Below are 19,520 nucleotides of genomic sequence, written 5' to 3' on the forward strand. Positions count from 1 at the left end.
TCCGGTAATAAATAGCCACAGAACACCACGCAAAGCCATTGCCTAATTGGTCGCCACGGGACACTCTGGCCTGAACATAGCCCATCGCGAAAGCGGTGGTTGCCGGGCAGAACTTGTGGAGGACGAGTATGTTTGCATCGGGCATGAATTTCGGTCTTGGCGAGGAGATCGAAGCCCTTCGCGATACGGTGCGCCGTTTTGCGGAAAGCCGCATTGCGCCGCTGGCCGCTGAAACCGACCGCAACAATGCATTTCCCATGCATCTCTGGCGTGAACTGGGTGAGCTTGGCGTACTCGGCATTACGGCACCCGAAGAATATGGCGGCGCTGGCATGGGCTATCTCGCCCATTGCATTGCGATGGAAGAAATCAGCCGCGCTTCCGCTTCCGTCGGCCTCAGCTATGGCGCGCATTCCAATCTCTGCGTCAACCAGATCAAGCGAAACGGTTCTGCCGAGCAGCGCGCGAGATATCTGCCCAGGCTCATTTCCGGCGAGCATGTCGGCGCGCTCGCCATGTCGGAGCCGGGCGCGGGTTCCGATGTCGTTTCAATGAAACTTGCCGCCGAGAAACGCGGCGACCGTTACGTTCTCAACGGAAACAAGATGTGGATCACCAATGGCCCGGATGCCGATGTGCTGGTGGTTTATGCCAAGACCGATCCGGCAGCAGGCCCGCGCGGCATCAGCGCCTTCATCGTCGAAAAAGGTTTCAAGGGGTTTTCGACCGCGCAGAAGCTCGACAAGCTTGGCATGCGCGGTTCCAACACCTGCGAACTGGTGTTTGAGGATTGTGAAGTGCCTGCCGAAAACCTGCTCGGGGCAGAAGGTAAGGGCGTCAATGTGCTGATGTCCGGTCTCGACTATGAACGCGTGGTGCTGGCGGGTGGTCCGCTCGGCATCATGGCGGCCTGTCTCGATGTCGTGGTGCCCTATGTGCATGAGCGCAAGCAGTTCGATCAACCGATTGGCGAGTTCCAGCTGATGCAGGGCAAGCTTGCCGACATGTATGTGATCTTCAATGCCTCGCGCGCCTACACCTATGCGGTGGCGGCGGCCTGCGACCGGGGCGAGACGTCACGCAAGGATGCGGCGGGCTGCATTCTCTACACGGCTGAAAATGCGACGCAGATGGCGCTGCAGGCGATCCAGTCTCTCGGCGGCAATGGCTATATCAATGATTATCCGACTGGGCGTCTTTTGCGCGATGCGAAGCTCTATGAGATCGGTGCGGGCACGTCGGAAATCCGGCGCATGCTGATCGGACGGGAACTCTTTCAGGAGACCCGTTGATGGCGGTTCTGAAATCTGAAATCTCCACACGCAGCGCCAGTTTCGAGGCCAACCGCAAGGCGATGCTGGCGGCGATCGACGTGGCGGCGGAAGCCTCACGCATTGCGATTGATGGCGGCGGCGAGAAAGCGCGTGAGCGCCATGTCGCGCGTGGCAAACTGCTTCCGCGTGAACGCGTGGCGCAATTGCTCGATCCGGGTTCACCTTTTCTGGAAGTGGGGCTGACGGCAGCGCATGGCATGTATGGCGGTGCGGCGCCTTCGGGCGGGATCATCACCGGCATCGGACGCGTATCGGGTCGCGACTGCATGATCGTCTGCAACGATGCGACCGTGAAAGGCGGCACCTATTATCCGGTCACAGTGAAGAAGCATCTGCGCGCGCAGGAGATCGCGGGCGAGAACCGTCTGCCCTGCATTTATCTGGTCGATTCCGGTGGCGCGAACCTACCCAATCAGGACGAGGTTTTCCCCGATCGCGACCATTTCGGGCGCATCTTCTACAATCAGGCGCAGATGTCGGCGGCAGGCATTCCGCAGGTCGCCGTGGTCATGGGGTCGTGCACGGCAGGCGGTGCCTATGTGCCCGCCATGAGCGACGAGACGGTGATCGTGCGCAATCAGGGCACGATCTTTCTGGCCGGTCCACCGCTGGTGAAGGCCGCAACCGGCGAAGTGGTGAGCGCGGAAGACCTCGGTGGCGGCGATGTGCACACGCGGCTTTCCGGCGTGGCTGATCATCTTGCCAACGACGACGCCCATGCATTGCAGATTGCGCGCGCCATTGCCGCCAATCTCAACAGCGAGAAGCGTGAGTTTATCCCAAGAGGCGATGGTGCTGCTCCGCTTTACGATCCCGAAGAAATTTTGGGCGTCGTTTCCGCCGATACGCGCATTCCCTATGATGTGCGCGAGGTTATCACGCGGCTGGTCGACGGTTCGGACTTCGATGAGTTCAAAGCGCGCTACGGCACCACTTTGGTCTGCGGTTTTGCCAGCGTCTATGGCATGCCGGTCGGGATCATCGCCAATAATGGTGTGCTGTTTTCCGAAGCGGCCTTGAAGGGCGCGCATTTCATTGAGCTGTGCTGCCAGCGCAACATTCCGCTGGTGTTTTTGCAGAACATCACCGGCTTCATGGTCGGGCGCAAATATGAAGCCGAAGGCATCGCGAAACACGGCGCCAAGCTGGTGACGGCGGTGGCGACGGCCAATGTACCCAAGATCACCATGCTGATCGGCGCTTCCTATGGTGCGGGCAATTACGGCATGGCGGGGCGGGCCTATTCGCCGCGTTTCCTGTGGACCTGGCCGAACAGCCGCATCGCGGTGATGGGCGGCGAACAGGCGGCAGGCGTGCTGGCAACCGTCAAGCGCGACGGGATCGAGCGCACCGGCGGCACGTGGTCGGCGGATGAGGAAGCGGAGTTCAAGCGCCCGACGCTCGAAATGTTCGAGCGCCAGAGTCATCCGCTTTATGCCTCTGCCCGACTTTGGGATGACGGAATTGTCGATCCGCGCAAGAGCCGCGAAGTGCTTGGCCTGTCGCTTTCCGCCACGCTGAACGCACCGGTCGAGCCGACGCGTTTTGGTTTGTTTAGAATGTAAAAGGGCCGTCAGATGTTCAAAAAGATACTGATTGCCAATCGCGGAGAAATTGCCTGCCGGGTCATTCGTACGGCACGCGAAATGGGTATTGCTACCGTCGCGATCTATTCCGATGCCGACGCCAATGCGCTGCATGTCGAGATGGCCGACGAGGCGGTGCGCGTCGGCCCTGCCATTTCTGCGCAAAGCTATCTGAATGTCGAGGCTATCATCAAGGCTGCGAAGGAAACTGGCGCAGAGGCTATCCATCCGGGTTATGGGTTTCTCTCCGAAAATGCCGGTTTTGTGGATGCGGTCGAAGCCGCCGGGCTTGTCTTCATCGGTCCATCGGCCAAAGCCATTCGCGCCATGGGACTGAAGGATGCCGCCAAGGCGCTGATGGAAAAGGCAGGCGTGCCTGTCGTTCCGGGTTATCACGGCGACAATCAGGATGGCGCATTCCTCAAAAGCGAGGCTGATCGCATCACCTATCCCGTGCTCATCAAGGCGCGGGCAGGCGGTGGCGGCAAGGGCATGCGCCGCGTCCATCAGTCGGCGGATTTTGCAGCGGCGCTGGACAGCGCGCGCCGCGAGGCGGAAGCCTCTTTCGGCGATAGCGCCGTGCTGGTCGAAAAATACATGACCAAGCCGCGCCATATCGAGGTGCAGGTCTTCGGCGATAATCATGGCAATGCCGTGCATCTGTTCGAGCGCGATTGTTCGCTGCAACGCCGCCACCAGAAGGTGATCGAGGAAGCACCTGCGCCCGGCATGACCCCGGAAATGCGTGCCGCCATGGGCGAGGCGGCGGTGAAGGCGGCTTTGGCCATTGGCTATTCCGGCGCGGGCACGGTGGAGTTCATCGCCGATGTTTCGGAAGGGCTGCGGCCGGACCGCTTCTTCTTCATGGAAATGAACACCCGCCTGCAGGTGGAGCATCCGGTTACGGAAGCGATCACCGGCCTCGATCTGGTCGAATGGCAATTGCGTGTGGCTTCCGGCGATCTGCTTCCGAAACGACAGGACGAACTTTCCATAAACGGCTGGGCTTTCGAGGCGAGGCTTTATGCGGAAGATCCGGCGCGGGATTTTCTGCCTGCAACCGGCAAGCTTGCTTTGTTCGCGCCGCCTGAAAATACGCGTGTCGATTCCGGTGTGCGAACCGGCGATACGATCACGCCGTTCTACGATCCGATGATCGCCAAGATCATCGCTCATGGTGCAACGCGCGATGAGGCACTAAACCGGCTTGATGCGAGCCTGAACAAGACCCGGATTGCCGGCCTCGTCACCAATCGCCAATTTTTGTCGGCGCTTTGCAACCTCGAAGCTTTCCGCATCGGTGATGTCGATACCGGCCTGATTGCACGCGAGACGGCGACACTGTTCGCCGATGAGCAGCCTTCGGACATCGCATTTGCGCTGGCTGCACTCGGCGCGCTCGATCTTCTGGATGCGCCAGCAAAGGATGATCCATGGTCGAGCCTGCGCGGGTTCCGGCTTTGGGGTGAGGCATCGCGCTCGGCCCTTATCGATCATCATGACGAGCGCCACACGGTCAGCTTCACGTCCAAAGGTGACAGACATTTCGGCTTTGCTTTCGGCACCATCGAAATCCGTTCCCATGAAAACGGGCTGGTTCGCTTTGCTGTCGATGGCCGTGTTTTGGAGGCGTCCGTTGTGCGCATCGGACATGATGTGACGGTGCAACTTTATGGCCGCGACACCATATTTCATCATGTGCAGTCTGTCGGCGAGGAAGAGGATGCTTCGAGCGAAAGCCGCATCCTGTCACCGATGCCGGGGCGGGTAGCGTTGGTTTCCGTCGTGGAGGGGGCAAGCGTCGCCAAGGGCGATCCGCTGGTGACGATGGAAGCGATGAAGATGGAACTGTCACTGACCGCGCCGCGCGACGGCAAGGTTGCCTCCGTAACTGTTGTAGCGGGCGATCAGGTCAATGAAGGCATTCTTCTTGTGGAGCTGGAGTATGATCCCGAAAAGTGGGAACCGGTTTTCGGAGAAGATCATACTCAAACAAAAAACAGAGCGGGATATTGAGCGGCTTGCGACATCCCGCTCGGGAGGAAGAACATGGCTGAACACGTAGAAATCGTTGAAATGGCTGCGCGTGATGGCCTGCAAAATGAAAAGCGGTTTGTGCCGACAGCGGACAAGATCGCGCTGATCGACCGCCTGTCCGATTGCGGCTATGCCCGCATCGAGGCAACGAGTTTCGTTAGCCCGAAATGGGTGCCGCAACTGGCGGATGCCGCAGAGGTTATGGCCGGGATTCGCCGTGCTGATGGCGTGCGCTATTCGGTGCTGGTGCCCAACATGAAGGGCTATGAAGCTGCCGCCGCTGCAAATGTTGACGAGATTGCGGTTTTCATTTCCGCCTCGGAAGGCTTTTCGAAAGCCAATATCAATTGCACGATCGCTGAAAGCATCGAGCGGCTGTCGCCGGTCATCGGTGCTGCGATCAATGATGGTCTGGCCATTCGCGGCTATGTGAGCTGCGTCGTGGAATGCCCCTATGACGGGCCGGTGGCCCCGCAAGCGGTTGCCGATGTGACCGAACAGCTCTTCTCGCTCGGCTGTCACGAAGTAAGCCTCGGCGATACGATCGGGCGTGGCACGCCGGACAAGGTTGCAGCCATGCTGGATGCCGTGCTGGCCATTGCGCCTGCGCACAGCCTTGCCGGCCATTATCACGACACGGGCGGGCGGGCCCTCGACAATATCCGCGTCAGTCTGGAGAAGGGCTTGCGCGTGTTCGATGCTTCGGTCGGAGGTCTCGGCGGCTGTCCTTTCGCGCCGGGCGCCAAGGGCAATGTCGATACGGTTTCCGTCGTCGAAATGCTGCATGGATTGGGTTTTGAAACCGGCCTCAATCTGGATAAGCTCAGATCAGCGGCCTTGTTCGCGCAGGCGCTGCGTCAGGACAAAGCCGCATGAAGGTGTTTGAGACGATCCAGATTGCGATAGATCAACGCGGTGTCGCGACACTGACGCTCAACCGTCCGGAGCAGCACAATGCGCTATCCGGTCGGATGATCGATGAGCTTCTGACGGCGACGCTGCATCTGGCGGATAATGACGCCGTGCGCCTCGTGGTCCTGACCGGCAATGGCACCAGTTTTTGTGCAGGCGGTGATCTGGGATGGATGCAGGAACAGGTGAAAGCCACGCGCGCGCAGCGCATCGAGGAAGCGCGCAAGCTCGCCCTCATGCTGAAAGCGTTGCGCGATCTGCCAAAGCCGCTGATCGGGCGCATCAACGGACAGGCCTATGGGGGTGGTGTCGGCCTTATCAGCGTTTGCGATGCTGCGATCAGCGTTTCCGGCGCACGCTTCGGGCTGACGGAGACGAAGCTCGGCCTGATACCGGCCACCATCAGCCCCTATGTGGTGGCGCGCATCGGGCAGGCGAATGCGCTGCGTACATTCACTTCGGCGCGGCTGTTCGATGCCGAGGAAGCACGGCGGATCGGGCTGGTGCATGACGTGGTCGAGGCGGAACGTCTTGATGCGGCGGTGGAGGTGGAGATCAAACCCTATTTTGCCACCGCGCCCGCAGCGGTTGCCGCCTCCAAGAGGTTGGTTCATGCGCTGGGCGCGCCGATAGACGAGGCCGTCATCGAAATGACGCTGACCCGTCTTGCCGATACATGGGAAACGCCAGAGGCCGCGGAGGGAATCGCGGCCTTTTTTGCGAAGAAATCACCATCATGGAAGGGAGGGAACTGAACATTTGGGAGGAGCCGATTTTCGTTGTAGTTGCGGGCACTTGGCCCCTTGCAATCGGAAGCCGGAAATGCATTCTTATTACATCATGAAAGCTCGCTCCCGTTCCGGAGCATGATTCCGAAAGGGTAGATGCAATTTCGGATAATATTATGGCTCTGGCCTCTTCGATGAGTGGGGCGGCGTGCTTTTGGATTGACCCTTTGAGATCGTACGATGAAAAAAGGGAGGGCTCGGTAATTCGGCAGCGCAGACGCGCTGAGATTTGACCGGCATGGGTTGTCTGAGGTCATCGGGAAAAACGAGACCTCACCAAAGGAGAAAAAGAATGAACCTGAAACTGCTTTCCAGCGTGGCTTTTGCCGCAACACTCGGCTTTGCGGGTGCCGCTTATGCAGATATCACGATTGGCGTTGTTGCGCCGCTTACCGGTCCGGTCGCTGCTTATGGCGATCAGGTCAAGAAGGGTGCGGAAACCGCCGTTGAAGTCATCAATGCGAAGGGCGGCATCAAGGGCGAAAAGATCGTTCTGAAATTCGCTGACGACGCCGGTGAACCGAAGCAGGGTGTTTCCGCTGCCAACCAGATCGTTGGCGACGGCATCAAGTTCGTTGTTGGCCCGGTCACGACCGGCGTTGCAATTCCTGTTTCCGACGTTTTCTCGGAAAACGGCGTTGTGATGGTTACCCCAACCGCGACCGGCCCGGATCTGACCGCACGCGGTCTGGAAAACGTGTTCCGCACTTGCGGTCGCGATGACCAGCAGGCTGACGTCATGGCCAGCTACTTCCTGAAGAACTTCAAGGACAAGAAGGTCGCAATCGTCCACGATAAGGGCGCTTACGGTAAGGGACTGGCTGATTCCTTCAAGGCTGCGATCAACAAGGGTGGCATCACCGAAGTTCAATATGATTCCGTTACGCCAGGCGACAAGGACTTCAGCGCGCTCGTCTCCAAGCTGAAAGCCGCTGGCACTGAAATCGTTTACTTCGGTGGCTATCATGGTGAAGGCGGTCTTCTGTCCCGTCAGCTGCACGATGCGGGTCTCAAGGCGCTCATCCTCGGCGGTGAAGGTCTGTCCAATACCGAATATTGGGCAATCGGCGGCACCAATGCTGAAGGCACGCTCTTCACCAACGCTGTTGATGCGACAAAGAACCCGGCTTCTAAGGAAGCTGTCGATGCGTTGACCGCCAAGAAGATTCCGGTCGAAGCATTCACCATGAATGCTTATGCCGCTGTTCAGGTTCTCGCGAGCGGTATCGAACGCGCTGGTACGACTGATGATTCTGCAGCGGTTGCGAAGACCCTTCGTGACGGCCAGCCAATCGAAACGGTTATCGGCAAGCTGACCTACGGCGAAACGGGCGATTTGTCTTCGCCAAGCTTCGATGTTTTCAAGTGGTCGGATGGCAAGATCGTCGGCCTCGAATAAGCTTGGCTTTGAAACCAAAAGAAACGCCGGGGTTTATCCCCGGCGTTTTGCATTTAGGGAGTGGTAAGCTATCAGGAGCCGGGAAAGCCGAGTTCCGGTTCTATCGCTTCGAATGTCTTTTCCATTGCATAGGTCGGGCTAAGCGGAAAGCCGAAATGACCGTAGGCAATCGACATCTGCCCTTCAGCCTTGCGCTCGTTGCCTTTGGCGATTGCAGCGACATAGAGCGCCGCAGCCAAGCCGGTGCGGTCCGAACCGGACTTGCAATGGATGAGAACCGGCTTTTCCGCATTCTGCATCAGGGCGATCAGCTGTCTGGCCTGTGTGGGGCTTAACTCCTGTCTCGACGACATTTCGAAATCCGCATGCTTGATGCCAAGCGTCTTTGCGGCTGCGATCTCTTCATCATACCATTTCGAGCCCGGTTCGGGGCAACGCAGATTGATGATGGTCTTGATGCCATAAAGCTTCTGCAGGGATGCGATGCGTACGGGATCAGGCTGATTGGAGCGATAGGCTCGTCCCGGGATGATCGTATGGACGTTGCCTTTATACTGAATTGTAACGAGATATCCGCCGAGGAACCCCGCCCCGATAAGGATGATGAGGCGGGGTAGTTTCATGCAACTCAAAGGCCGCATCGCGTGTTTTTTAAGAATTTTAGTGTTTTCATTTAAAAGCACGAGATTAAATGAAGGGAGTATTCGATTTTTGCTTGGATTATGTGGTATATATAGTAAATTTAAGGCGCAATATTGTTGTTTTATGAATATATTTTGAATTTATTGAATGGGGGATTTTTAGATTTGGTGTCGCTAATCAAAATGAAAATGAACCAACAAGCGTGGGGAATTTTGCTCGCCATCGCTATCAAAAGGTAAGCTTCGGTTAACCATACTGGTTTAGTCTATCTGTATCAAAATGGGGCAATTAGCGGAGCAGGTTTTATGCAGCGCTATAGATTTGACGACAAAAGAGTTCTGACCGAGGCAATCGTTGAGCTTCTCAACAGAGGTGTGGAGCCTGACGAGCTTGATCTTGTACTAAGTCGGATTGGTCCGGTTGATCTGGATTTGATGCGGCAGTGCCTGATCGAGGTTTGGGAATACAATCATCAGGAACCGACGCACGAGCCAATGGCTGCTTGATCGGATATTGTTATTCAGGTGTATCCCGAAAAGTGTGAGACGGTTTTCGGGATAAATACCCGAAATAAAGCAACTGTTCGAGAGCTGAGCCGTCAGCCCGTTTGTTTGCGGCTCCGAGTTGAGCTTGGACAACCGGACGGATTGTCTGAGGTTGTCATAATCCTGAAACGGAGAGGTGCTAAATCTCGTCGTGTATCGGGAATTCATTCGGTAGTGTGACCACGGATGTACTGGCGCACCCAGAATGGAAGCGGAAGGTCGGGTTCAGCCCGGCCTTTTTCGTTTTTGAAGGCACCCCTTTTTTGATGGCACTCAATGGGGGCTTGAGCCAATTGGCTGTTTCAGGAAAAGTGGTGCGACTTTCGCTTGAAACTGCCTTCGCGCCTATGGTCTTTGATTTCGTGCATATATTTCTGAAATCGTTTCACAGTTTCCATGATGCATCATAATGTGGTGCGACATTTCATAGGGAGGCAATGAATGATACGACACATCGTTCTTATTCGGTTCAGGTCTGATGTCGCGTCCGATGATATTGCGGATGTACTCGATCAGGTTGTTGCACTGCGTGAGAAAATCGAAGGCATTGTTGCCGTCAGCACAGGTGACAATGTCAGTCCAGAAGCCCTGGAAAAGGGATTCCGGCACGGGTTTGTCGTCGATTTTGCAGATGCAGCGGCGCGCGATGCTTATCTTCCTCACCCCGATCACGTAGTTGTCGGAACAAGGCTTGTCGAACTTGCCGAGAATGGTATCGAAGGCATTCTTGTGTTCGACTATAGTTTTTAAAGCAGAAGTCCTCCAACCCCCATTTTTCCGAGATCATTTGCCGTAAGTTCCAGGCCAGCCATCAGGCGATCCAGAACCCAGTCGAGGCTGTTCTCACGCGCACTGCGCGCCGATCCGGGAGCGACAACAATATATTTTGTGTAGCACTTTGCCAGAACAAGAAGATTGCCCGGGTCAACTGGTATGCCGATGCGTAAAATCTCCCCGCCGACCGCCACGATGGAGTGCGGAACGATATCGGCTTCGTCCGCGATTGAAGAGGCGCTGACGATCAGGACCACATCGCAGGACTGTACAAGTTCATCGATTGCTTTTGCTATTGCGTCCTGTTCATGAGCAACGCGACGCTCCTCTATGACTGAGCCTTGATTGCGCTCCACGCGCTTGGTGATCAGGTTGGTGGTTTTGTCGAGCACACTGTCGCGTATGGTGGGTAATTGGGATTGTATGATCCCAATCTTCGTCGCCTTGAATGATCTGACGTCAAGAATGTCCTGCCCGCCTTGCAATGTGTGCAGACTTTCGATCAGCGTTGCGGGAACGGCAAAGGGAATGATTTTAACCGTCGCCACCATCTGCCCGGCTTTAACGCGGCAATCATTGCGCAAGGTTGCCACCGAGATGCGTGAATCGAGTAGGTTGATCTTGTCGATGGCAGTTGCTTTGGCATGGAACAGGCCGTCGTGACGGGCAAAGAGATTTATACGGCCGGTAACAGGTTTACCCGGCTCTATATTGTTTGAAATCAGCAGCGTTCCGATAGCTAGGGCCGCTTCATCTTCGCCAATGTCATCGTCTTCAAGACGAGCCGCGAAAACATGTGTGATGCCTTGCTGTTCCAATATCTCAATATGATCGGATGTGAGCAATGTGCCTTTTCGGAAGCTGTGGGCGCCTGCGGCAATTGCATAAGCAAGCATTGTCCCTTCAGTTTCTTCAATCGGCCAGTTACCAAAAATCATAAGCGTTCCGTGAGATCGTATTCCTGCAAGTCTAACCTATAGCATCAAAACGCGAACTGGAATTGATCTGAGCGCATCCCAAAAAGTGTGAAATGGTTTTCGGAAAAGATGCGCGTTTAAATAAAACATTAGAGTGCCGATCTGATTCAATCAGATTGATACGCGCTCCAGAGTCTAACGTGAAGCGAAATGCATAGAGTTGTTGGCGTTGCTGTGATATATGCAATGTTGAAGCTGTTTCATGTTGATCTTGTGTATCTTCGTGAATTTGAATAACTTCTATTAGTATTATTTAAGCTTGAGGAATTCTATAGATATGAATTTCGAGTAGGGTTTAATCACTTTCAGTTTAACGTTGAATATCGTCTTGTAAATTTGGAGATGAACTTGTAGGGAACCGCCGACGGGAATTGGTTTTATCCAATTTGATTCCGGGTGGGGCGATTATGACTCACATTGCGTATGCAGCCGCGACATTTCTATCCAATACATTTTTGGTCTGACGCGTGACAAACGGAATTATTCGTTATAACGGTACTTTTGAAATTTTCAGAATTTACCGAAATCTAGGAAATGACGAATGCACCAGAGCGAAAGCTCTGCGCGCAGGATGGAAAGACAAATGAAACACGGCACCCCCCGGACGATCGTTTCGTTCGCCGTCTTGGCCCTCACGGCGATTCTCGCCGGCTGCGAGAACCAGGTCCTGCTCTCTCCGAAGGGAGAGGTCGGTGTGGCAGAACGCGATCTCATGTTTTTTGCGACTGGACTGATGCTCCTTGTCGTGCTGCCGGTCATCTTTATGACCCTGTACTTCGCCTGGAAGTACCGCTCCACCAACGACAAGGCAGAGTACAAGCCTGACTGGCATCATTCTACCAAGATTGAAGCTGCGGTCTGGCTCATTCCGTGCGCCATCATTGTGGTTCTCGGCACAGTGACATGGATCAGCACGCATAAGCTTGATCCTTATCGTCCGCTGGAATCCGACGTGAAGCCGATCAATGTTGAAGTTGTCGCGCTCGATTGGAAGTGGCTGTTCATCTACCCTGATCTGGGTGTTGCATCGGTCAATGAAATGGCGATGCCAGTCGGTACGCCGGTCAATTTCAAGCTGACTTCCAGCAACATCATGAACTCCTTCTTCATTCCGCAACTCGGTAGCCAGGTCTATTCCATGCCAAGCATGCAGACCAAGCTGCACCTGATTGCTGATCATGAAGGTGTGTTTGACGGCATTTCCGCTAATTATAGCGGTCAGGGCTTTGCCCAGATGCGTTTTAAGGCGCATTCGCTGGATCAGGCAGGCTTTGACAAGTGGATTGCTGATGCCAAGGCTTCGGGTCAGGAACTGTCGCGTGAGCGTTATGCTTCGCTGGTTCAACCGAGCGAAAAGGCTCCGGTTCAGTACTTTGCCTACAATGACAAAGCGCTGTTTCATAACATCGTGAACCGTTGCTGGGACGGCAAGTCTGTTTGCCTCGATGATCAGATGCATCAGGCCCAGATGGCTCAGGCAGCGCGCGCAAATCTGCGCAAGTCATCGCCTGTCGATTTCAGCCTGTGGGCAAATGACATCATTTGCGCCATCCAGCCGCAGCGTCTTTCGCAGCTTGAAAACTGATTTGCCGATGCAGCTTAGCCCCGATGCTCTATCCGGGGCTAAGCTGCTGATCGCACTCCAATCGAAGTAAGAATAGAAATGTTCGGAAAACTTACGCTCGAAGCGATCCCCTATCACGAGCCTATCATCATGGTCACATTGACCGCGATAGCTGGTGGGGCGCTCGCTATTCTCGCAGCCATTACCTACTATAAAAAATGGGGCGTTCTTTGGAACGACTGGCTGACCTCTGTCGATCATAAACGCATCGGCATTATGTACATTATTCTGGCTTTCGTGATGCTGTTCCGCGGCTTCTCGGACGCTGTCATGATGCGTGCCCAGCAGGCTCTGGCTTCTGGTGCAAATGAAGGCTTTCTGCCGCCACATCACTACGATCAGATCTTCACCGCCCATGGCGTGATCATGATCTTCTTCGTGGCAATGCCTTTCATCGTTGGTCTGATGAACTTCGCCGTGCCGCTTCAGATTGGTGCGCGTGACGTGGCATTCCCATACCTCAACTCACTGAGTTTCTGGCTGACGGTTGCCGGTGCGATCCTGATCAATCTTTCGCTCGGTATCGGTGAATTCGCCAAGACCGGCTGGCTGGCTTACCCGCCGCTTTCCGGCAAGGAGTTCAGTCCGGATGTCGGGGTGGATTATTATATCTGGGCCTTGCAGATTTCTGGTATGGGTACGCTGCTTTCGGGCGTGAACCTGATCACCACCATCATCAAGATGCGTGCGCCCGGCATGGGTATGATGCAGGTTCCGGTTTTCACCTGGACCGCACTTTGCTCGAACGTTCTGATCGTGGCTGCGTTCCCGATCCTGACCGTGACGCTCGCCCTGCTGTCGCTTGATCGTTATCTGGATTTCCACTTCTTCACCAATGATGGTGGCGGTAATCCGATGATGTATATCAACCTCATCTGGATCTGGGGTCACCCGGAAGTCTATATTCTGGTTCTGCCTTGCTTCGGCGTTTTCTCTGAAATCATCGCGACCTTCTCCGGCAAGCGTCTGTTTGGCTATGCGTCGATGGTGTATGCGACCGTTGCCATTACCATTCTGTCGTTCCTCGTCTGGGTGCACCACTTCTTCACCATGGGTGGCGGTGCAAGCGTAAACGCCTTCTTCGGCGTTGCGACCATGATCATCTCGATCCCGACAGGCGCGAAAGTCTTCAACTGGCTCTTCACCATGTATAAGGGGCGCGTCCGCATGGAAACGCCGGTCATGTGGACCATCGGCTTCATGTGCACCTTCGTTGTAGGTGGTATGACGGGCGTTCTGCTTGCTGTTCCGCCTGCGGATTTCGTGCTGCACAATTCCGTATTCCTGATCGCCCACTTCCATAATGTGATCATCTCGGGCGTTCTGTTCGGCTGCTTTGCCGGTCTCATCTACTGGTGGCCAAAGGCTTTTGGCTTCAAGCTGCATGAAGGCCTTGGCAAGAAGGCGTTCTGGTGCTGGCTTGTTGGCTTTATCATGGCCTTCATGCCGCTCTACGTGCTCGGTCTCATGGGCATGACCCGTCGTCTGAACCACACTGAAAACCCGGCATGGCATATCTATCTGATCATTGCCGCTGTCGGCGTTGCAATCATCCTGCTTGGTATCGTCTTCCAGGTGCTTCAGATCATGATCTCCATTCGCGATCGTGAAAAACTACGCGTCGTTGATGGCGACTCCTGGGGTACCGGACGTACACTCGAGTGGTCGATTTCGTCGCCTCCGCCATTCTACAACTTCGCTGAAGTTCCGCATGTGCGTGACCATGACAGCTGGTGGGATATGAAGCAGAACGGTTATGTTCGTCGTACCGAAAAGTTCGCCCGCATTCATATGCCGAAGAACACCGGCACTGGCTTCATCATCGGTATCCTGTGCATTCCATTCGGTTTTGCAATGGTGTGGCATATCTGGTGGCTGGCAATTGCATCGTTTATCGCAGTCTTCGCCGTTGCTATCGCCCACTCCTTCAACAATGACAGAGACTTCTATGTCTCGGCCGATGAAGTACAGCGCGTCGAAGACGCACATACTCGGCAACTGAATGCTCAGGAGGCCTGATCCATGAGCGCGACTATTACTACCACCGGCCCTTTCAAGGGTGGGAACGAGCATCCCGCTCACGAAGATCATCATGATGCAGGGTCGACCACACTGGTCGGCTTCTGGATCTACCTGATGAGCGACTGCGTGCTCTTCTCGGGATTGTTTGCAACCTATGCCGTTCTGGCGCATCAGTTCGCGGGCGGTCCAACCGGCCGTGAACTCTTCGACCTGCAGTTCGTGTTAACCGAAACCATGATCCTGCTGGCCTCCTCGCTGACCTATGGTCTGGCGACGCTTTCAATGTTCAGGAATAACCGTGCAGGCGTTCTGTTCTGGTTGGGCGTTACCTTCCTGCTCGGCGCAGCGTTTCTGGTCATGGAAATCTATGAATTCCATCACCTGATCGTTGAAGGTGCAGGTCCGGATCGCTCGGCATTCCTTTCGGCATTTTTTGCGCTGGTTGGAACGCACGGTCTCCACATTACTTCGGGTCTGGTCTGGATTCTGGTGCTTTCGGCCCAGCTTCTGCGTGATGGCCTGACTGAAAAGAACCGGACGCGCGTGATGTGCTTGAGCCTCTTCTGGCACTTCCTGGACATCATCTGGATTGGCGTCTTTACCCTTGTCTATTTGCTGGGTGTACTGTGATGAGCTCTGGACACGAAACACACGATCAAGCCGCACATGGCAGCCTGAAGTCCTACCTGATTGGTCTGACTCTGGCGATCATTCTCACCATCGTTCCGTTCATGCTGGCGATGAACGGTTACTTTACGCCAGCAACGACTGCAGCAATCGTTATCGGTATGGCTGCTGTTCAGATCGTGGTGCATCTGGTTTACTTCCTGCATCTTGATCCGAAGTCAGAAAATGGCTGGAACATCTTGGCACTCATCTTCACGGTCATCATTCTTGCGATCGTGCTTGCTGGCTCCATCTGGGTCATGCATCACCTCGATACCAATATGATGCCGATGTATATGACGCCGGACGATGCGCGTAATCTGCCATAAGTGCATTTCAGAAGGCCGGCTTTTTGGTCGGCCTTTTGATGCCAGATACCAGGCTTGACGGCCCGGTTTTGCGGCTTTTTTCCTCCTCTCCCCCTTAAAAGCCGCGTGGCGCCCCGGTTCCCTCCGGGGCGCCTTCATTTTTGAAGCGCATCCCAAAAAGTGTGAAGCGGTTTTTGGATAAGATGTGCGCAAAGCGAATAATTTCAGCGCATCCCAAAAAGTGCGAGGCGGTTTTTGTGTAAGATGCGCGCTCTAAGTCATGTTGCCTCCATATCGTTGCCAATTTCAATGCTAAAGCTTCGCCTGATCTTCCGGTAGCGATAAGACGTTTCGCTTTAGAAAGGGGCATTCCGTATCGATACGACGTGTGCTGGATGTGCTGTCGACAGACGAACTGATCCTGGCAAGGTTGTCTACAATCAGGTGTTGTCTGCGGACGACGGCTGGTCATTGCGAGCAGAAAAAGTCTCTCACAGATCCCTGAAGAGTGATGCAGTCAACGGCAGGATTCCAAAAAGTAAAAAATATAAAAATTTAATCAATTGTTTATAATAACGGCGTGATTCGCTTGTATTGTTAAGTATATATGAATATAATTTAAGTCATAAATTTACCATTATTGGTTGAATTGTTTGCAATGTGAGCAATATTGTTATAGTATGTTTTATGTTTGATAATTAATGCGTCTCTATTTACTCTGTATTTTGGAGAATTTTTGATGTCTTTATTTAAGGATTTTCTTGTAAAAAGACGTGTCACTGGTATGGCAATTGTAGCCGCTACGCTATTCACTCCCGCAATTGCTTCTGCTGCTACCGCTTATGTATCCGCCTCAGTAAACGTTCGCTCCGGACCCGGTGCAAATTACGGACGGCTTGCAACACTTCCCGCAGGTATAGCGGTCAATGCCGGTTCCTGCCGCAATGGCTGGTGTCAGATTTATAACGGTAACAGTGTTGGTTTCGTCTCTGCACGTTATGTCCGCTTTGGTTCGTATAACAGCACATATGCCGCCCCACCCAATACCACCGTTATCGTCAGCAATGACGGTTATGATAACGGTTGGGGCCCCGGTTTCGGACTTGGTCTCGGTTTAGGCTGGGCATCGGGCGGTGGCTATTGGGGACCAGGCTGGGGTGGCCCCGGTTGGCGTGGTGGCCCGAATTATGTCAACGGCTGTATCGGTCGCAACTGCCAATCCAATCGTGGCGGTGGGCGCAATGGTTGGAACCCGCGTTGGGGGCACGGTCCGCAATGGGGTGGTAGAGGATGGCCAAACGGAGGACGTGGAAACTGGGCGCCTGGCCTGGGCGTGGGACCACATTTCACATCTGGTCCAGGTCACTTCGGCGGATTTAACCGCCCTGCATTCGGCGGCCGTGGTTTCGGTGGCGATTTCGGCGGCGGAGGCATGCATTTTGGAAACATGCGGCCTATGCACGCCGGACGTTAGGAATATCACCTAAATTGCTTGATATCAGGTCGTTATCCTCCCCTCCTGATGACCTGATCCGCGGCTCGCTGGACTCCCCTCCCTCCAGCGGGCCGCAATCATTTTGTTATCTGAGCCCTGCCAACATCAACTGTCTCAACATTAACGCTCCCCATTAACTGTCCATTGACTCAATCTATTCAAAATAAGAAACAGCTGACCTTTGGGCTTTGGAAGTGTTTTGAGATTCTAGTTGGACCGTCGCTTATATTCGGTTTTTCTTAGATAAAAACTCGTCCAGGCCTGAAATGTCATAGCGCATTTGGGTTGAAGCTTGGCCTTCCCACTACTCTATGGTAATCCCTGAAACGTCCTGGGATTGGGGAGGACGAAGCGCTACCCGAGCGGTCATGAAATAGAAACCGGACAGTAACGTGTATGACTTGGAGTAACAGGACGATACAGGGAAGAAGTCTCATTGTGTTCGCGCTGGCGGTACAATTTGCTTCGATGACAGTGTCGCCTGCATTGGCGTTCGAGATTTTTGGTGTCCGGCTTTGGGGCAAGGACAAGACGGATGATGCCGATGCGGTCATCTCCGATCCCAAGCATTATTCAGTAAATGTAGAAGCGACAGGCAGTCGGAAGAATGCCGATGGCAGTGATGCAGATGTGAAATCTGTGATTGAGGGCGCTTCCGGCCTCGTTTCAGATGCGGATAAGCCCGCTTCGGGCTCGGCTGGGTTGCTTGCCAAGGCGCGTGGCGACTACCGTCGCATCCTGTCAGCGCTATATGGCGAAGGCCGATACGGCGGCACGATCTCTATCAAGGTCGATGGTCGTGAAGCCAATGACATTCCGGTTGATGCCGATATTCCCGACAATGCCAAGATCGATATTTCCGTCGATCCGGGGCCGCAGTTTTTGTTTTCGCGCACCGCTATTTCCAATATTGCTCCCCCGCCTGTCGACAAGCGCGATAAAGTGCCGTTGCCGGAAGAAGCTGGTTTTGCACCCGGTCAGGTAGCTCGTTCAGGTACGATCCTGAAAGCGGAACGTCTGGCGGTCGAAGCTTGGCGTCAGCAAGGCTATGCGAAAGCTAAGGTGACTGGCGAAGATATCGTCGCTGATCACGATGGTAACACGCTTGCGGCCGATGTATCGCTCGATCCGGGCCGCAAGGCACATTACGGCCCTGTAAGCGTGGTTGGTACTGCGCGTATGGACCCGCAATTCGTTGCCTGGATGACAGGATTGAAGCCGGGACAGGAATACGATCCCGACGATATCGAGAAGGCGAAAAAGCGCCTTGGACGCATGGAGGTTTTCCGTGCAATGAATTTTGAAGAAGCCGAGAAGATCGAGCCCGATGGCAGTCTGCCAATGACGCTCAATGTTCAGGAACGTAAGCCACGCCGGTTTGGCTTTGGTGCTGAATATTCGACGCTTGATGGCTTTGGTGTGACCGGATACTGGATGCATCGCAACCTGTTCGGTAAAGGCGAGCGTCTGCGCTTCGATGCCAAAATCAGCGGTGTCGGCGGATCGCAGGACAACTCGTTTAATCCGGCCAACTTCACCTATACTGTTGGCACAAGTTTCACGAAGCCGGGCGTTTATACGCCGGATACGGATTTCGTGGCAGCGCTCGATGCCAAGCGCGAAGTGCTTGACGCCTATACCGAAACCTCGATTAACGCGAAGACTGGCTTTACGCAGATTTTCAGCGACGAGCTTTCGGGTGCGCTTTACGCCAAGGCAAGCCATGGCCGCTTCGATGACGATTATTTCGGAACGCGTGATTTCACGACAGGCGGGCTTGAAGGCAATCTTCTTTATGATGGCCGCAACAACAAACCTGATCCAAGCTCCGGCGTCTATCTCGAAGGCAATGTTCAGCCATTTTACGAGTTCCAGCGCGGCAATTTCGCGACCCGTTTCACCGCGGAAGGTCGCGCCTATTACGGCTTTGGCGCAACGAACCGTGTGATCCTTGCAGGCCGCGTGAAGGTCGGTTCTATCGTTGGTGCGGAGATCGAAGATCTTCCACCCAATCAGCTCTTCCTTGCTGGCGGCGGCGGTTCCATCCGTGGCTATTCCTATCGTGGTGTCGGTGTTGAAACATCGACCGGCGATATTATCGGTGGCCGCTCACTGGTCGAGGCATCGGGCGAAGTGCGTACACGCGTGACCGATTCCATCGGTGTGGTGGGCTTCGTCGATGCAGGCTATGTGGGCGAGCAGTCCTATCCAGATTTTTCGGAAGAAATGCGTATCGGCGCGGGCTTGGGTCTGCGCTACCTGACGGGGCTTGGACCTATTCGTCTTGACGTCGCACTTCCACTTAACCGCCGCTCGGGCGATCCGAGCTATGCATTCTACGTAGGCATAGGACAGGCGTTTTGACCAGATTTCTTGCACTCTTAGCCTTCATTCTCTTTGCCATTCCTGTG

At 54.6% G+C, this 19,520-nt stretch carries 17 protein-coding genes; 15 read left to right on the forward strand and 2 right to left on the reverse strand.

The genetic code is table 11. The features are described 5' to 3' along the window. Positions 1–143 precede the first annotated feature (143 nt). From CEV33_RS14925 to CEV33_RS14950, 6 genes are all read left to right on the forward strand, one after another. The gene (locus tag CEV33_RS14925; RefSeq protein WP_208620214.1) at positions 144–1,292 is read left to right on the forward strand and encodes an isovaleryl-CoA dehydrogenase; all 1,149 of its coding nucleotides are present in this window, start codon (positions 144–146) and stop codon (positions 1,290–1,292) included. Continuing rightward, the gene (locus tag CEV33_RS14930; RefSeq protein WP_094541219.1) at positions 1,292–2,899 is read left to right on the forward strand and encodes a carboxyl transferase domain-containing protein; all 1,608 of its coding nucleotides are present in this window, start codon (positions 1,292–1,294) and stop codon (positions 2,897–2,899) included. The genes CEV33_RS14925 and CEV33_RS14930 overlap by 1 nt, the downstream gene beginning before the upstream one ends. Before the next feature lie 12 nt (positions 2,900–2,911). Continuing rightward, positions 2,912–4,936: an acetyl/propionyl/methylcrotonyl-CoA carboxylase subunit alpha gene (locus CEV33_RS14935; RefSeq protein ID WP_374816926.1), complete on the forward strand. Its 2,025-nt coding sequence runs from the start codon at positions 2,912–2,914 to the stop codon at positions 4,934–4,936. 33 nt (positions 4,937–4,969) lie between these two features. Continuing rightward, positions 4,970–5,833 (forward strand): hydroxymethylglutaryl-CoA lyase, encoded by an 864-nt coding sequence (locus CEV33_RS14940; RefSeq protein ID WP_094541220.1) that lies wholly within the window; start codon positions 4,970–4,972, stop codon positions 5,831–5,833. Beyond that, a complete protein-coding gene (locus CEV33_RS14945; RefSeq protein ID WP_094541221.1) occupies positions 5,830–6,624 on the forward strand; it encodes a crotonase/enoyl-CoA hydratase family protein in 795 nt (264 codons plus the stop codon). Before CEV33_RS14940 ends, CEV33_RS14945 begins: the two co-directional genes overlap by 4 nt. A 325-nt stretch (positions 6,625–6,949) precedes the next feature. Then, on the forward strand, positions 6,950–8,056 hold the full coding sequence (locus CEV33_RS14950; RefSeq protein ID WP_094541222.1) for an ABC transporter substrate-binding protein: 1,107 nt from the start codon (positions 6,950–6,952) through the stop codon (positions 8,054–8,056). A 71-nt stretch (positions 8,057–8,127) separates the two neighbouring features. Here CEV33_RS14950 and CEV33_RS14955 read toward each other — a convergent pair whose 3' ends face one another. After that, the gene (locus tag CEV33_RS14955) at positions 8,128–8,679 is read right to left on the reverse strand and encodes a tyrosine-protein phosphatase (RefSeq protein WP_208620205.1); all 552 of its coding nucleotides are present in this window, start codon (positions 8,677–8,679) and stop codon (positions 8,128–8,130) included. Positions 8,680–9,003: 324 nt separating this feature from the next. On the opposite strand from CEV33_RS14955, the gene CEV33_RS14960 reads away from it, so the two are divergent. The 3 genes from CEV33_RS14960 to CEV33_RS14970 all read left to right on the forward strand — a co-directional run bounded on the left by CEV33_RS14960 (position 9,004) and on the right by CEV33_RS14970 (position 9,993). After that, positions 9,004–9,204, forward strand: a complete 201-nt coding sequence (locus CEV33_RS14960) for a hypothetical protein (protein ID WP_024898280.1) — start codon at positions 9,004–9,006, stop codon at positions 9,202–9,204. 215 nt (positions 9,205–9,419) lie between these two features. Beyond that, positions 9,420–9,653: a hypothetical protein gene (locus tag CEV33_RS14965; protein ID WP_094541224.1), complete on the forward strand. Its 234-nt coding sequence runs from the start codon at positions 9,420–9,422 to the stop codon at positions 9,651–9,653. A 31-nt stretch (positions 9,654–9,684) separates the two neighbouring features. After that, positions 9,685–9,993, forward strand: coding sequence for a Dabb family protein (locus CEV33_RS14970; RefSeq protein WP_094541225.1), 309 nt, complete (start codon positions 9,685–9,687; stop codon positions 9,991–9,993). Here the strand turns inward: CEV33_RS14970 and CEV33_RS14975 are convergent. Continuing rightward, positions 9,990–10,955, reverse strand: a complete 966-nt coding sequence (locus CEV33_RS14975; protein WP_094541226.1) for a molybdopterin-binding protein — start codon at positions 10,953–10,955, stop codon at positions 9,990–9,992. The genes CEV33_RS14970 and CEV33_RS14975 overlap by 4 nt on opposite strands. A 622-nt stretch (positions 10,956–11,577) precedes the next feature. On the opposite strand from CEV33_RS14975, the gene cyoA reads away from it, so the two are divergent. The 6 genes from cyoA to CEV33_RS15005 all read left to right on the forward strand — a co-directional run bounded on the left by cyoA (position 11,578) and on the right by CEV33_RS15005 (position 19,473). Next, positions 11,578–12,579, forward strand: coding sequence for a ubiquinol oxidase subunit II (cyoA, locus tag CEV33_RS14980; RefSeq protein WP_094541227.1), 1,002 nt, complete (start codon positions 11,578–11,580; stop codon positions 12,577–12,579). Positions 12,580–12,657: 78 nt separating this feature from the next. After that, positions 12,658–14,637, forward strand: coding sequence for a cytochrome o ubiquinol oxidase subunit I (gene cyoB / locus CEV33_RS14985; RefSeq protein WP_094541228.1), 1,980 nt, complete (start codon positions 12,658–12,660; stop codon positions 14,635–14,637). Between the two features lie 3 nt (positions 14,638–14,640). Next, positions 14,641–15,270 (forward strand): cytochrome o ubiquinol oxidase subunit III, encoded by a 630-nt coding sequence (cyoC, locus tag CEV33_RS14990; protein WP_094541229.1) that lies wholly within the window; start codon positions 14,641–14,643, stop codon positions 15,268–15,270. Beyond that, complete coding sequence (cyoD, locus tag CEV33_RS14995) at positions 15,270–15,635, forward strand: cytochrome o ubiquinol oxidase subunit IV (RefSeq protein WP_094541230.1); 366 nt, start codon at positions 15,270–15,272, stop codon at positions 15,633–15,635. The genes cyoC and cyoD overlap by 1 nt, the downstream gene beginning before the upstream one ends. Before the next feature lie 718 nt (positions 15,636–16,353). Next, positions 16,354–17,088, forward strand: coding sequence for an SH3 domain-containing protein (locus CEV33_RS15000; protein ID WP_094541231.1), 735 nt, complete (start codon positions 16,354–16,356; stop codon positions 17,086–17,088). Positions 17,089–17,505: 417 nt separating this feature from the next. Then, on the forward strand, positions 17,506–19,473 hold the full coding sequence (locus tag CEV33_RS15005) for an autotransporter assembly complex protein TamA (RefSeq protein ID WP_445433017.1): 1,968 nt from the start codon (positions 17,506–17,508) through the stop codon (positions 19,471–19,473). Positions 19,474–19,520 lie beyond the last annotated feature (47 nt).

Source organism: Brucella grignonensis (assembly GCF_002252505.1).
Taxonomy (GTDB): Bacteria; Pseudomonadota; Alphaproteobacteria; order Rhizobiales; family Rhizobiaceae; genus Brucella; species Brucella grignonensis.